Source organism: Tsukamurella sp. PLM1, from assembly GCF_023168325.1.
Classification (GTDB): Bacteria; Actinomycetota; Actinomycetes; order Mycobacteriales; family Mycobacteriaceae; genus Tsukamurella.
In genome coordinates, this window is sequence record NZ_AP025688.1 from 4,148,066 (window position 1) to 4,161,583 (window position 13,518).

A 13,518-nucleotide genomic window follows, 5' to 3' on the forward strand; every position below is an offset into this window, starting at 1 on the left:
CGAGGGCACGATGGTTGCCGGGTCCCCCGCCGTCGCGTCCGCTGGTGCGGCCGCGCGGCTGCACAGCGAGTTCGTCGACGGTGCGGTCGACGAGACGGTGCTGCGCACATCCCCGCTGCGGCGCCTGATCGCGGAGAGCTGGCAGCGCAGCCGCGCGCGCGGCGTGAACCCGGACGGGGAGGCACCGTCGGGCCCGGGGCGCTCGACGCGCTCCGCGCCCGCAACCCGCTCTCCGGCGTGATGCCGGTGGTCCGCAAGCTCCTGCTCGACGGTTCCGCGGGCGCGATGGTGGCGGTGGCCGACCGCGACGGCACGCTGCTGTGGGTCGAGGGCGACGGTGCCGCCGTGCGGCGCGCCGCCGCGATGAACTTCGCGCCGGGCGCGGACTGGAGCGAGGCGTCCGCGGGCACCAACGCCCCCGGGACCGCCCTGGCGCTGGACACGGAGGTCCAGATCGCGGGCTCAGAGCACTTCGCGCGCGTCGCACACCGGTGGAACTGCACGGCCGTACCGATCCACGATCCGGTGACCCGCGCCGCGATCGGCGTCCTCGACGTGACGGGCGGCCCTGAGGTCGCGACGCCGCAGGCCATGGCCCTGGTGCGCGCCGCCGCTCTCGCCGTGGAGGGGCAGCTCGCGGTGCTCCGCCTGACGGGGCCCGTCCCCGCCACCGAGCCCGCGCGGACGCGCCTGCGACTGTTGGGCCCCCGGCCGGTCCTCGAACGCGACGGCCGCGAGGTACCGCTCACCGGCCGGCACGCGGACATCCTCGCACTGCTCGCGCGCCATCCCGAGGGCCTGACCGCCGACCACCTGGCGCTACTGCTGGACGAGCGCGACCTGGACGTCGTCACCGTGCGCGCGGAGGTGTCGCGACTGCGCAAGACCATCGGCGCGGAGTTCCTGGGCTCGCGGCCGTACCGGTTGCTGCGGCCGCTCGCCTCCGATGCGGACGACGCCGCGAGCGCGCTGCGCGCAGGCCGGATCACCGACGCGCTCGCCGTGTACCGGGGGCCGCTGCTCCCGAATTCGGCGGCGCCGGGCGTCGCGCGGCTGCGCGCCGAGCTCGCCGGGAACCTAAGGTCGGCGGTGCTCGCGAGCCGCGACCTGGGGCTGCTGCGACGCTGGCTGGACCTGCCCGACGCGCGCGACGACGAGCAGGGGTGGCGCGTCCTGCGCGCGCACGGCGACGTCCGGGAACGTGCCGAGGCCGACGGCCGACTCGCGGCGATCGCGCTCGACCTGGCCTGACGCCCGGCAGGACCGCGGTGCAGGTCTCCGCCGGAACGGCTGCAACGGTGTTGCAACGGTCACTGCGTACGGTGGATTGTGACTGACATCACGCCACTCACCTGGAGGCACGCCATGACCGTTTACGCACGTCCCGGAGCTGCTGGCTCGCTCATGAACTACCAGTCGCGCTACGACAACCTGATCGGTGGCGAGTGGGTCGCGCCGGTGAAGGGCCAGTACTTCGAGAACCCGTCGCCCGTCACCGGCCAGGTGTTCTGCGAGGTCGCCCGCTCGACCGCCGAGGACATCGAGCTCGCGCTCGACGCCGCGCATGCCGCGGCCCCGGCCTGGGGGAAGACCTCGGCGACCGCCCGCGCGAACATCCTCAACAAGATCGCCGACCGGATGGAGGCGAACCTCGAGGCCATCGCGGTCGCCGAGTCGTGGGAGAACGGCAAGCCGGTCCGCGAGACCCTCAACGCCGACATCCCGCTCGCGATCGACCACTTCCGCTACTTCGCCTCGGTGCTGCGCGCCCAGGAGGGCAGCATCTCCGAGATCGACGAGAACACCGTCGCGTACCACTTCCACGAGCCGCTCGGCGTCGTCGGCCAGATCATCCCCTGGAACTTCCCGATCCTGATGGCCGTGTGGAAGCTCGCCCCGGCACTGGCCGCGGGCAACGCGATCGTGCTCAAGCCGGCCGAACAGACCCCGGTCTCGGTGATGTACCTGTTCTCGCTGATCGGCGACCTGCTGCCCCCGGGCGTGGTGAACATCGTCAACGGCTTCGGCCTGGAGGCCGGTAAGCCGCTGGCATCGTCGAAGCGGATCCGCAAGATCGCCTTCACCGGCGAGACCACCACGGGCAAGCTGATCGCGAGCTACGCCGCGGACAACCTGATCCCCGCCACCCTGGAGCTCGGCGGCAAGAGCCCGAACGTCTTCTTCAAGGACGTCATGGCCGCCAACGACGACTATCAGGACAAGGCGCTCGAGGGCTTCACCATGTTCGCGCTCAACCAGGGCGAGGTCTGCACCTGCCCGTCGCGCGCGCTCCTCGAGCAGCCGATCTTCGACGAGTTCCTCGAGCTCGGCTCCATCCGCACCAAGTCGATCCGCCAGGGCGACCCGCTGGATACCGAGACCATGATCGGTGCCCAGGCATCGAAGGAGCAGCTCGAGAAGATCCTCTCCTACATCGACATCGGCAAGAACGAGGGCGCCACGCTGGTCACCGGCGGCGAGGCGGCCGACCTGGGCGGCGACCTGTCGGGCGGCTACTACATGCAGCCCACGATCTTCTCGGGCGACAACAGCATGCGGATCTTCCAGGAGGAGATCTTCGGCCCGGTGCTCGCGGTCACCTCGTTCGACGGCTACGACAACGCCATCGACATCGCCAACGACACCCGCTACGGCCTCGGCGCCGGCGTCTGGTCGCGCAGCGGCGACGTGGCGTACCGCGCGGGCCGCGACATCCAGGCCGGCCGCGTGTGGACCAACACGTACCACCAGTACCCCGCGCACGCGGCGTTCGGCGGCTACAAGGACTCGGGCATCGGCCGTGAGAACCACAAGATGATGCTCGACCACTACCAGCAGACCAAGAACCTGCTGGTCTCGTACGCGCCCACGGCGCAGGGGTTCTTCTGATCCCGCACTGACCGGCACCAGGTGAGGGTGTCCGCGGCGCCGTCCCGGTTCTCCGGGGCGGCGCCGCACGCATGTCCGGGTACTTCTGCCCACCGGGCGGTCGGCGGCAGCGGCACGCTGACGGTGCCGTGTTGTTCACGCAAGCTATGCGCCCCGCGCATACCCATGAATGTGCAGGTCACAGCCGTTTCCTGAGAGCGAGCGATGCGTCCTGCGCATACCCCGCACCGCCGCCGCCCGATCCAGCCGGATGAGCCCTCGGGCGCTCGACGCGAGCGGGTGCCGCGGTATCGCTTTGCCGCCCGACGGTGCCGCCTCACACCGCCCGGTAGGTGGCCCCGACCGCCTCGTAGGTCTGAATCGCCCGCCGGTCCCGGGTGAGCAGGATCAATCCGTGCTTCGCCGCGGTCGCTCCCACCAGCGCGTCGTAGATCGCGCCACCGCGGACGCCGCGCGCCCCCACCGCGCCGATCACGCTCTGTACTTCTTGCGGAGGCAGCCCGATCACGGGGAGGCGCAGGGCCTCCACGGCACCAGCGGCCGCCGCCGGCGAGATCCGATTGGGCGCAGGAATCCGGGTGAGCACGGAGAATGTTTCGAGCAGCACGTGCGCCGGAACCGCAGGATCTTCATCCCCGACAGCGGCGCGCGCAGCACTGTGGCTCTCGTGCCAATCCGACAAGAGCGGGACCAGCACGCTCGTGTCGAGTGCCAGCAGGGTCACCGTCGTACGGCCTCGAGCGTGGTGCGGACGATCTCGTCCGTGAGCGGTTCCATCGGCTCCTCTGCGCGTATCACCGGAAGCCGCCCACTCGTATCCACGTGCACCTTGGCCGGTGCGATCTCGATTTCGATGCGCCCGTCTGCGAACGTCACGTCCACTGCCCTCCCCGCAGTCAGCCCCATCGCATCCCGGATCGCCTTCGGCACCACGATCCGCCCCGCGCCGTCAATGGTGGTTCTCATACCATTTTTCTACCATCTTTCCTGCCATGTTTCGATGCGTTCGCACACTCGCGGAAGTACCCTGGGCGAATGCCCGATTCCCCGCTCGTGCCGGACCGCGTACGGTGACTGACTCAGTCCACCGGGATGGTGGTGGTGCCGAGGACGTCGCCGAGCTGCCACGGGTCGAGGCCGTTGGCGGCGTTCATGTCGCACCGCACCCGGCCGTAGCCCTCGGGCAGCCCGTTCCCGTAGCCGCTGCCGTCGGTGTACTGGTGGATCACGAAGCGCCGCTTCAACTCCGGGGCGCGGGTGAAGTCCGGCGGCGCGCCGTACGAGGGGACCACGAACGGCATGTCGGGCAGCGCCGGCCAGATGCCGATGTCGTTCGGGTTGAGGTAGCCGATGCACCGGGTGAGCCGCTCGCCACCGCCGCGCCACTCGGCCGCGCCCCGGGCGAACCCGTTGAACGCGTGCGAATGGTCGCCCACGATCTGCCCGCCCCACGACTCCGCGTCCACCATCGTCACCACGTCGGGCCGGTCCTCGCCCTGCATCTCCAGGTGCACGGCGAGGCTCTCCTCCCAGTTCGGCCGCACCACCGCGTACACGATCGCCCCGATGAGCCGCCCGTCGTCGAGCATCCGCCGCACGGTGTCCCAGTTCTCCGTGAAGCGGCGGTCGCGGTAGGTGCCGTCGTTGGACCGGATCGCCACCCACCGGTACGGGTACTTCTCGGGCAGCGGCGGCTGCCATTCGGAGACGTCCGCGTACAGGGTGTCGCGCTGCAGCCGCGCCGCGCGCGCCCGCCTCAGCCTCTTCCGCATGGGCGGAACGCTACCCGCGGAACCGTCACTCGTCTCGGGTTGTGCCGGCGATGCCGAGCCGTCCGGCGAGGTCGTCCAGCTGCGCGTCGCCCAGGTCGACATGGACCGTCTCGAGCGCGGCCGCGAGCCCTGCGCGCGAATCGAGCTCCGTCCTGGTCACGTCGCCGTCCGGGCTGCGGTGCCGGGCCGTGGTGTCGCCGATGGTGATCCGCGAGCCGTCGGCCGGCGCGAGCGCCGCGGCGAAGCCGGCGACGAAGACCGAATCCGGCGCGGTGGAGATGAACCAGTTCGCCACGATCCGGTCCTTCTCGACGACGCCGCGGAGGTCTAGCCCGTAGAGGTCCTTCCACACGGCACCGTCCGGGGTGTCCAGGCGGGCCTGGACCATCACGTCCAGGTCGGGGGCGGCCGATGCGTCGACACCCGCCTCGCCGAACGGGATCACGCGATAGTCTCCGTGCGGCGTCTGCTGCGGATCGCTCCGATTCAGCGCCAGCGGCGCGGTCGGCGTGAGGCCGCCGAGGCCGGTGTCCACGATGTGCTCGACGCCGCCCAGCGTGACGATCGCGACGTTGTGCGTCCGCGCCGTCGGCCGCCCGTCTCCGGCCAGATACACGCGCCCGAGCGCGTGCCGGGCGGTGAATCCGAGCCGCGGCAGCACGTCCACGTGCAGGCCCGCGTGCTCCAGGCAGTACCCGCCGCGCCGGCGGTCCGGGTCGAGCAGCTTGTCCGCGAGCGCGCCAGGTTCCAGCGAAACCGGGGCCTCCACGGCGCCGACGGTGCCGTAGCTCGCGACGTTCTCGAACGGGATGGACGCGACGTGCCGCGCGACGATCTCCGCGAGGGTCGCCGCGTCGGCGCGCACGGCACCGTCGAACCCGATACGTTCCAGATACCGCTCAGCGACCGCCATGCCACCAACGTACGACCTCGAGTTCGGTCGAGGTCAAGAGGGCGCGGCGCTCCGATCAGGCCTGCGGGACCGAGCAGGCGGCACCGTCGGCGCCCGTGATCCGCACCCGGGAGACGAACCGCTTGCCCGTGGAACCCTCCAGCGAGAAGCCCGCGGCGCGGCCCGGCTCGAGGTCCAGGACGAGCACGCTGTTGTCCCACACCCGCGCCTCGCCGTCGGACACCCAGACCGGCACGCCGCGCCCGTCCCCGAGCTCGACGGTGCCCAGCCGCACGTTGGCATCGCCCACCCGGAACTCGTCGACGGTGAAGACCATGGGCGCGGAGCCGTCGCAGCAGCCGCCGCTCTGGTGGATCAGCAGCGGGCCGTTCGAGTCCCACAGCTCGGCCAGCATCTCCCGCGCCGCCTGCGTCGATTCCACTCGTTCGTCCATTCCCGCTCCCGTCGTCTCCTTCGACGGTAACTCAGCGCACCGCGGTAGACGGGCGCGTTGACATCGCGGCTCGACCCCGCGAGATCCTCGCAATCGACGGGCCCCCGACGCGCCCACTGACACGCAGGGAGCGGAGTCAACACCGGCCTGCTCCCACCAGGGAGGCGGTGTCCCCGGCGAAATCCGGCGTCCCACCAGCTGCAGTCAGGGGGAGACCAGCTCAGGCCAGGGAAGCCAGCTCCCACTGGGGAGCGGGATCGCACCCCAGCCGGCTCCCCACTGGGGGATCGCGTCAGCTCACTGCGAGGTCGCGCCCGACTACCGGCTCGCGCGCTGATTCGGTCGGGTTTCGGGTGGGTGGATGAAGTCAGGGCCGGTTCCCATCTCTGGAAACCGGCCCTGACCTGCACTTTCTGTGCGCCCGAAGGGATTCGAACCCCTGACCTTCTGATCCGTAGTCAGATGCTCTATCCACTGAGCTACGGGCGCATACCCATATTCAATTCTCGCCGGTCCGAAGACCGGCGTGGCGGAGGCGAGAGGATTTGAACCTCCGGTCCGGTGTTGGCCGGACAACTCATTAGCAGTGAGTCCCATTCGGCCGCTCTGGCACGCCTCCAAATCGGACGCGATGCGCGGGCGAACCTTGCGGGTCACGCGCAACCGCCGAGCAGCTACATTACACAACCGGCTCCCGCTTCACAAAACCCCAGGTGATGGCCGGTCGCCGCGCTGTCACTGCGCCGCCGGGGTGAGCAGTTCCTCCCAGGTCAGGTCGATCCGCACGTCATCGGCCCCGATCATCCGCCGGACGACGCCGCCGGCCAGCCCCCGCAAGCGCTCGCCACCGTCGAGCATCGTGCGCTCCCGCCCGTCTGCACCGACTGCGACCAGATGCACGTGGACGCCGGCGAGGGCACCGTCAGCGAGGTCGAGTTCCACATCGGCGACGGCGGCCGACTCGGCGGCGGCACTGTCGGAGATCTCGGCGGTGATCGCCTTCGAGAGGGCCAGCTCGGTCACCGAGACCCCGCTCGCGCGGTGGCGATGGGGCGGGATCGGCGAGGCAGTACCGCGATCTGCTGGGCCACGACCTCGCGGAGCCGATCGATCGCGTCCGGCCCCCAACGCGGATCGACCTCGGGCGCTTCCTGATCGGGTCCGGCCAGCCCGGCCAGCCGACGCGTCGCGTCGGCTATCCAATCAGTGGCCTGCGCCGGTTCGGCGTCGCCGCTCTCCACTCGCCTGAAACTCATCGCTCCCCCAGTGTGACCACGTCGCGCAGGAATGCACAACGCCCTCGCCTCCGAGGGCCGCGTCGGATCGCTCATGGCCAGTACTCCCCCAGTGCCTCCGCGAGGCGGCGCCGTGTGCGCTGCAGGTGCCCGCGCACCGATCCCTCGGAGGTCCGCAGCACGCTCGCGATCTCGGCCACGGACAACCCGTCGACCTCGCGGAGCCACCACGCCGCGCGCGCCGGGTAGGGCAGCCGGCCCAGCTCGCGCGACAGAGCGGCCAGGAAGTCCTTGTCGGTCGCCTGCTCGACGGGGCCGGGCCCACTCGCGACGGCCTCGTCCACCGCCTCCGAATCGACGACGGGCGCACGGCGACGCAGCACGTCAGCGGTCTTACGGGCGGCGATGGAGAACAGCCACGTGCGCAGGCTGGAGCGGAACGCGAAGTTCGGGAGCGCCTTCCACGCGGCGATGAGCGACTCCTGCACGATGTCGTCGCAATCGCTCCGCTCGGGCATCGTCTGTGCGACGAAACGATGCAACGCGGGCGCGTGGCGCGCGACGAGCACGTCGAAGGCCACTGCGTCGCCGCGCTGGGCGCGGCGGGTCAGCGTCTCGTCGGATAGCGACGGCAGCAGCTCTTCGTCGAACAACCACCCTCCTGATGTGAGATGGATCACATTCGCGTGCCGATCTTCGGGAGACGGCGACTCACCCAGTGTGCCGGAACAGATCCCGGCGCACAGGATGAGATGAGGAGACGGAACATGAGCTCGACGGTCACCAAGCCCGCCACTGCGACCACCGACGACGCGAAGGCCGACAAGCCTGGCTCCGCGCTGTCCACCGCGGTAGGGCGCGGCAGCACCACGATCGCCGACGTCGTGGTGTCCAAGATCGCCGGCATCGCCGCCCGCGAGGTGGACGGCGTCTACGACCTCGGCGGCCAGGCCGCCCGCGTGGTCGGCCGCATCCGCGAGACCCTGCCCGGCGCACCGGACCTCACGCAGGGCGTGACGGTCGAGGTCGGTGAGCGGCAGGCCGCGGTCGACGTCACGATCGTCGCCGACTACGGCGTCGCGATCCACGACCTCGCCGCGGGCATCCGCAGCAACGTCATCGACGCCGTCGAGTCCATGACCGGTCTCGAGGTGACCGAGGTCAACGTCACGGTCCACGACGTCCACTTCGATGACGACGACGCCGCCGACGACGAGTCCGCGGCGGAGTCGCGGGTCCAGTGACCGGCGAACGGGCCGCGCTGATCGACGGCGTGGTCGCCGCGGTGACCGCGGTCGACGGGGTCGCCGGCGTGCACGCCGGGGCCCGGGCTCGCCGGCCACCCACCTCCCGGGCAGGACGGTGCGCGGTGTCCGGCTCGACGCGAACGGCGGCCGGTGGCCGTCGTGCTCGAGTTCCGTCGCGACACCGACCTCGTCGATCTCGCGGACCGGGTGCGCCGCGCGGCCACCGCCGCAGCGGGGGTCCCCATCGAGGTCGTCGTATCCGATATCGCGGTGCCGCACACCGCATCACCGAAGGAGTTCATCTGATGAACGCAGGACACTTCACCGTGTGGGGAGGCGTGATCGGCCTGCTGGTCACCATCGCGATCGTGACCGGCGGCCTGCTCGGTCTCCTGCTCGCGATCGTCCTCGGGACGGCCGGGATGGCGGTCGGCGCGCACTTCGACGGCCTCATCGACCTCACCGCACTGCGGCAGCGCGGCCGGAGCTGACGATGACCACCGAATCGGTGATCGACGATGCACCGGACCGCGCGCCCGGGCGCACCGACCTCTCGAACCGGGGTCGCACCGTGATCGATGATCGCGTGCGCCGCAAGCTGATCGAGCACGCGGTGCTATCGGTCCCCGGGACGGAGCGGGCAGGAGGCCTGGCTTCGCGGCAGTTCCCCGCCGTGCGGTTCACCGGTGCCTCCCGCACCGAGGTCGAGGTGCACGTCGCCGCGCAGTGGCCGCTCGACACGGTCCGGCTGGTGCCATCGGTCCGGGATGCGGTCGACGCGGAGCTTGAGCGCAGCCTCGGCGCCGCACCCGACGATGTGGCCGTGCACATCGCCCGGGTCAGCGAGGAACGCCGGGGCACCCCGATCGCGCACCTGCACAGCGCGCCCGCACTCGCCTCGGCGGGCACCAGCCCCACTGCCGACACCACCGACACCACCGCCAACGGTGCGCGGCGCCACGTTCCGCGCCGGACGGCCGGGGCCAGCATCGCGGCGGTGCCGCTGCTGCTGGCGGTCCTCGCGCTCGGCGTGATCGCACTGCGCGACACCGCGGTCTCGTTCGGGTGGATCGCTGGAAGCCGCTGGCTGGACGCTGTGCCCGGCGTCGCCGATACGCGCTGGCAGTGGTGGACCTGGCCGGGCGCCGTGGGCGCGGTCGTCGTGGGCCTCGCCCTCGTCGTGACGGCCCTCAAGCCGCGCCGCCACAGCCATACCCCCTACTCCGACGATCTCTGGTTCCGGCGGCGGGTCTCCACCGATCCGCGGAGCTCCGAGGAGGTGACCCGATGAGAGGCTCCACTCGGGTGATCGATCGCCTGATCACCGGCCTCGTGGGCGTGCTGTTGCTCGCCGGCGGCGTGTGGGCGCTCGGTGACCGGCTGGGCCAGCGGAACGCGCGTGCGGCCGCCGACCGGGTTTCCGTGCCGACGATCACCGGCCTGCCCGACCAGCCGTGGTGGCCCGCCGCGGTGGGCGCCGGCGGTGTGGTCCTGGTGCTCGGGGCGCTCTGGCTCCTCGTGCGGCACCTGCACACGGCGGGCTCTCGCACCGTGCCCGTGCCCGGCGGCGGCACCGTCGAGATGGGCCGGGTGGCCGACGCCGTCGCCGCCGACCTCGGCCGGAGCCCGTGGATCCGCAAGGCTCGCGCCTCGACGCGGATCGAGAAGGGCCACCCCGTTATTCGCGTGGCCGTCACGGTCTCGCCCGGCGCCTCCGCCGCGGACCTGTCCGGCCTGGCGGAGGGCGCGCGCCGCGATGTGGCCGCGGCGGCCGGCCCGGGCGTCACGTTCCAGCTACTGGTGAACGACCGACGCGACGACAGAAGACTTGGGGAGCACCCCGAGAAGAAGATCGACCGAACATCGAAAGGACGTAGCCATGGGAATCGCAGACGACGCCAAGAACAAGGCGGAGGACCTCAAGGGACGCGCGAAGGAGGCCGCCGGCGCGGCCACCGACAACGACGACCTGAAGGCCGAGGGCCAAGCCGATCAGGGCCTCGCCGCCGCGAAGGAGAAGCTCGCCGACGCCGCGGACAAGGTCAAGGAGGGCGTCGACGCGGTCAAGAACAAGCTCTCGGGCAACTGACCCGCGCCCGGGCGCCGCGTTCCAGCACCTGGTGAACGGCCGGGGGTCGGACTGAGACGGGGCCGCCGCGAGGCGGCCCCGTCGAATCATGCCGCGGCGCCGGTCCCCGCGTCATCACCCGCCGACGCGGAGCCGGTGCTGTCCGACGCATCGCTCGTGGGCTCCGGGCCAGCAGCGTCGACGGGGACTGCGACGACTCCGTCTCCGGGGTATTCGGCCGCATTCGTCCGTACCGCTGCGCGGAACGGGGCGTTTCGGGCCCTCGGCGCTAGGCTGACGAGGTGGCCACGACCGAATCGCCTCTCGCCCTCCGCGACGACCTCGACGCGCTGCCCGCGTACGTCCCCGGCAAATCCGCGCCCGGCGCGATCAAGCTCGCCTCGAACGAGACCGTCGACGGTCCGCTGCCGTCCGTCGCCGCGGCCCTGGCCGACGTGCTGCGCGACGCCAACCGCTATCCCGACAACGGGGCCGTCGCGCTCCGGGCCGAGCTGACGAAGCTGACGGGCGCCACCGAGGAGCAGATCCACGCCGGCTGCGGATCCGTCGCGCTCTGCCAGGACCTGGTGCAGATCACCTGCCGGCCCGGCGACGAAGTGCTGTTCGCGTGGCGCAGCTTCGAGGCCTACCCGATCGTCACCCGCGTCGTCGGCGCGACGCCCGTCCAGGTGCCGCTCACCACCGATCACGCGCACGACCTCGACGCCATGGCCGCGGCGATCACCGACCGCACGCGACTGATCTTCGTCTGCAACCCGAACAACCCGACGGGCACGACCGTCTCCGAGGAGGCCCTCGAGGCGTTCCTGCAGAAGGTGCCGCCGCACGTGATCGTCGCCCTCGACGAGGCCTACTACGAGTACCACCGCGGCAACGACGTGACCGGGGAGCGGATCGACGGTGCCGCCCTGATCTCCCGGCACCGCAACGTGATCGCGCTGCGCACGTTCTCCAAGGCGTACGGACTCGCGGGCTTGCGGGTTGGCTACGCGATCGCCGATCCCGAGCTCATCACCGCGCTCACCAAGGTGCACCTGCCGTTCTCGGTGAGCGCCGCGGCCCAGGCCGCCGCGATCGCCTCACTGCGGGCGAACGACGAACTGCTCGCCCGCACCGAGACCGTGGTCGCCGAGCGCGCCCGCGTCCGGGAGGCACTGCTGCAGGCCGGATTCGACGTCCCACACACGCAGGCGAACTTCGTCTGGCTCCCTGTCGGAGCCGACGCGCTGCGGTTCACCGCCGACGCCGCCGAGGCCGGCCTGCTGGTCCGCGGGTTCGACGGTGCCGGCGTCCGCGTCACCGTGACCGTGCCCGAGGAGAACGACGCCTTCCTCGCCTTCGCAACGGAGTGGCGGCGATGAGCCTCGGCAAGTATGAATTCGCCTTCACCGCACACGTTCCCGTGCGCTGGTCCGACATGGACGCACTCGGCCACGTGAACCACGCGCGGATGGTAACGCTGCTGGAGGAAGCTCGGATTCAGTGGCTGCTCTCCGCCGGGGAGAAGTACGCGCCGCTGATCAAGAGCGCGTTCATCGCCGACGTCGCGATCAAATACAAGGCGCAGCTGTACCACGAGGATTCGCCCGTGCAGGTGGGCATGTACATCGCGTCGAACCGCAGCGTCGACTTCACGATCGGCTACGAGGTGCGGGCGAAAGACGCGGCGCCCGAATCGAAGCCGGCCATCCTCGCCAGCACGCAGATGGCCGTGGTCGACATCGAGAAGCGCAGCCTGCGCCGTCTCACCGATGAGGAGAAGACCTACCTCGCGTCCTGGTCGCGCGGCTGAGGCGTCGGCTTCCACGCCCGCGGCGCACCGTCGGGCAGAGCCGGGCGGGCACCGTCGGGCAGAGCGGGACGGGCGCCGAGTTCCCCACGCGCGCCCAGGATCTGGCCCGCGACGCGACGCGCGCTCTGGGTGGAGATCTCGCGCTCGCCGGAGCGGGTCACGAGCTCGTGGATCTGCTGGTCGATGGACTCGACCGACATGCGCCGGGGCCGTTTGGAATCCGCGACGTCCACCAGGTCGCCCACCCGGGTCAGCGCCGTGACGCGCTCCACCAGCTCGTCCCACATCTTGTCGAGCTCGCCCGACCGCGTACCGTCGGCGAGGCCCGGAGCGTACCGCAGCTGGCCCCAGACGGCGCGCAGCTGCGCGACGTCGGCGGAGATCTGCACGAGGTCGGTCGGCAGGTCCAGCTGGCCGAGCTGCTCGTCGAACTCGCCGGCGCTCACGGACCGCGAGTAGGTCACCTTGTCGTACACCAGCCCCGCCACGAACAGCAGCACGTCGTACCGGTCCTCGAAGATCAGCAGCCGCTCGTCGGGGGCGCCGTGCCCGTCGACCCACCCGGCCACCTGGGGTGCGAGCCGCAGCACGGGCCCGGCCACCCGGGCGACGGTGCGCGCCGCCACCGCGGCGGCCGAGGGTGTCACGGGCAGCGGGGTCAGGCACAGTGCGTCGAACAGGGCGTCCCGCTCGTCGAGGTCGAGGTGCACCGCGTCCTTGCGCGCGCGGCGCACGGCGCGCACGCCCGCGGCGAAGGAGATCCGGTTCAGCGTGAACGCGTGCCGGAATCCGGCGAGCTTGCGGCGCGCGTCGGCGGCGCGCACCGCATCGGCGGCGGCCTTGGCCTGCGCCAGCGGGTTCTGCGGCGGGCCCTCCGCGGAGACAGGGCGGCTGGCCGCCGATTCCGGCGGCTCGTGCTCGGCGATCCGGCTGAGTCGGCGCAGCTTCGAGTAACCGCCGATGTCGGGGAACGCGCGCTCGGTGTCGAACCGGTTGAGCACCACTTCCCGCGCCGCGGGCGACAGGTGCCCGGCCGCGATCAGCAGCGCGGCCTCGTCGGACAGCTCCCGGCGGGGCATGGGGATGGCCCGCGCGTCACACCACCGGCGCACCGGGGCCTCGATGTGCACTTCCGGTTCCCTCACCCG

General features: G+C 71.4%; 15 protein-coding genes, 2 tRNA genes and 2 pseudogenes. 9 read left to right on the top strand and 10 right to left on the bottom strand.

Annotated elements, in window-relative coordinates; genetic code table 11:
- The first annotated feature begins 10 nt into the window (after positions 1 to 10).
- A pseudogene (locus MTP03_RS21320) lies at positions 11 to 1,251 on the top strand (GAF domain-containing protein).
- A 114-nt stretch (positions 1,252 to 1,365) separates the two neighbouring features.
- Complete coding sequence (locus MTP03_RS21325) at positions 1,366 to 2,889, top strand: aldehyde dehydrogenase family protein (protein ID WP_248489864.1); 1,524 nt, start codon at positions 1,366 to 1,368, stop codon at positions 2,887 to 2,889.
- Between the two features lie 316 nt (positions 2,890 to 3,205).
- Here MTP03_RS21325 and MTP03_RS21330 read toward each other — a convergent pair whose 3' ends face one another.
- The 9 genes from MTP03_RS21330 to MTP03_RS21370 all read right to left on the bottom strand — a co-directional run bounded on the left by MTP03_RS21330 (position 3,206) and on the right by MTP03_RS21370 (position 7,895).
- On the bottom strand, positions 3,206 to 3,613 hold the full coding sequence (locus MTP03_RS21330) for a type II toxin-antitoxin system VapC family toxin (RefSeq protein ID WP_248489865.1): 408 nt from the start codon (positions 3,611 to 3,613) through the stop codon (positions 3,206 to 3,208).
- On the bottom strand, positions 3,610 to 3,855 hold the full coding sequence (locus MTP03_RS21335) for an AbrB/MazE/SpoVT family DNA-binding domain-containing protein (RefSeq protein ID WP_248489866.1): 246 nt from the start codon (positions 3,853 to 3,855) through the stop codon (positions 3,610 to 3,612). Before MTP03_RS21335 ends, MTP03_RS21330 begins: the two co-directional genes overlap by 4 nt.
- A gap of 113 nt (positions 3,856 to 3,968) precedes the next feature.
- Complete coding sequence (locus MTP03_RS21340) at positions 3,969 to 4,661, bottom strand: hypothetical protein (RefSeq protein WP_248489867.1); 693 nt, start codon at positions 4,659 to 4,661, stop codon at positions 3,969 to 3,971.
- 25 nt (positions 4,662 to 4,686) lie between these two features.
- Positions 4,687 to 5,574 (bottom strand): arylamine N-acetyltransferase, encoded by an 888-nt coding sequence (locus MTP03_RS21345; protein WP_248489868.1) that lies wholly within the window; start codon positions 5,572 to 5,574, stop codon positions 4,687 to 4,689.
- A 55-nt stretch (positions 5,575 to 5,629) separates the two neighbouring features.
- Complete coding sequence (locus tag MTP03_RS21350) at positions 5,630 to 5,995, bottom strand: DUF779 domain-containing protein (protein WP_248489869.1); 366 nt, start codon at positions 5,993 to 5,995, stop codon at positions 5,630 to 5,632.
- Positions 5,996 to 6,423: 428 nt separating this feature from the next.
- A tRNA-Arg gene (locus MTP03_RS21355) sits at positions 6,424 to 6,496 on the bottom strand.
- 38 nt (positions 6,497 to 6,534) lie between these two features.
- A tRNA-Ser gene (locus MTP03_RS21360) sits at positions 6,535 to 6,626 on the bottom strand.
- 116 nt (positions 6,627 to 6,742) lie between these two features.
- Positions 6,743 to 7,030, bottom strand: coding sequence for a hypothetical protein (locus MTP03_RS21365; RefSeq protein WP_248489870.1), 288 nt, complete (start codon positions 7,028 to 7,030; stop codon positions 6,743 to 6,745).
- Between the two features lie 304 nt (positions 7,031 to 7,334).
- A complete protein-coding gene (locus tag MTP03_RS21370; RefSeq protein WP_248489871.1) occupies positions 7,335 to 7,895 on the bottom strand; it encodes an RNA polymerase sigma factor in 561 nt (186 codons plus the stop codon).
- A gap of 114 nt (positions 7,896 to 8,009) precedes the next feature.
- Between MTP03_RS21370 and MTP03_RS21375 the strand changes: the two genes are divergently transcribed.
- The 7 genes and pseudogenes from MTP03_RS21375 (at position 8,010) to MTP03_RS21405 (ending at position 12,370) form a co-directional block, all read left to right on the top strand.
- Complete coding sequence (locus MTP03_RS21375; protein WP_248489872.1) at positions 8,010 to 8,486, top strand: Asp23/Gls24 family envelope stress response protein; 477 nt, start codon at positions 8,010 to 8,012, stop codon at positions 8,484 to 8,486.
- Positions 8,483 to 8,795 (top strand): annotated as a pseudogene (locus tag MTP03_RS21380) (hypothetical protein). Before MTP03_RS21375 ends, MTP03_RS21380 begins: the two are co-directional and overlap by 4 nt.
- Complete coding sequence (locus MTP03_RS21385; protein WP_248489873.1) at positions 8,795 to 8,980, top strand: DUF2273 domain-containing protein; 186 nt, start codon at positions 8,795 to 8,797, stop codon at positions 8,978 to 8,980. The pseudogene MTP03_RS21380 and the gene MTP03_RS21385 overlap by 1 nt, the downstream one beginning before the upstream one ends.
- 2 nt (positions 8,981 to 8,982) lie before the next feature.
- Entirely contained in the window at positions 8,983 to 9,780 is a 798-nt protein-coding gene (locus MTP03_RS21390; RefSeq protein WP_248489874.1) for a hypothetical protein, read from the top strand.
- Positions 9,781 to 10,368: 588 nt separating this feature from the next.
- On the top strand, positions 10,369 to 10,578 hold the full coding sequence (locus MTP03_RS21395) for a CsbD family protein (protein ID WP_248489875.1): 210 nt from the start codon (positions 10,369 to 10,371) through the stop codon (positions 10,576 to 10,578).
- Between the two features lie 281 nt (positions 10,579 to 10,859).
- A complete protein-coding gene (gene hisC / locus MTP03_RS21400; protein ID WP_248489876.1) occupies positions 10,860 to 11,939 on the top strand; it encodes a histidinol-phosphate transaminase in 1,080 nt (359 codons plus the stop codon).
- Positions 11,936 to 12,370, top strand: a complete 435-nt coding sequence (locus MTP03_RS21405) for a thioesterase family protein (RefSeq protein ID WP_248489877.1) — start codon at positions 11,936 to 11,938, stop codon at positions 12,368 to 12,370. Before hisC ends, MTP03_RS21405 begins: the two co-directional genes overlap by 4 nt.
- Here the strand turns inward: MTP03_RS21405 and MTP03_RS21410 are convergent.
- The gene (locus MTP03_RS21410) at positions 12,343 to 13,515 is read right to left on the bottom strand and encodes a hypothetical protein (RefSeq protein WP_248489878.1); all 1,173 of its coding nucleotides are present in this window, start codon (positions 13,513 to 13,515) and stop codon (positions 12,343 to 12,345) included. The two genes, MTP03_RS21405 and MTP03_RS21410, sit on opposite strands and share 28 nt — an antisense overlap.
- Positions 13,516 to 13,518 lie beyond the last annotated feature (3 nt).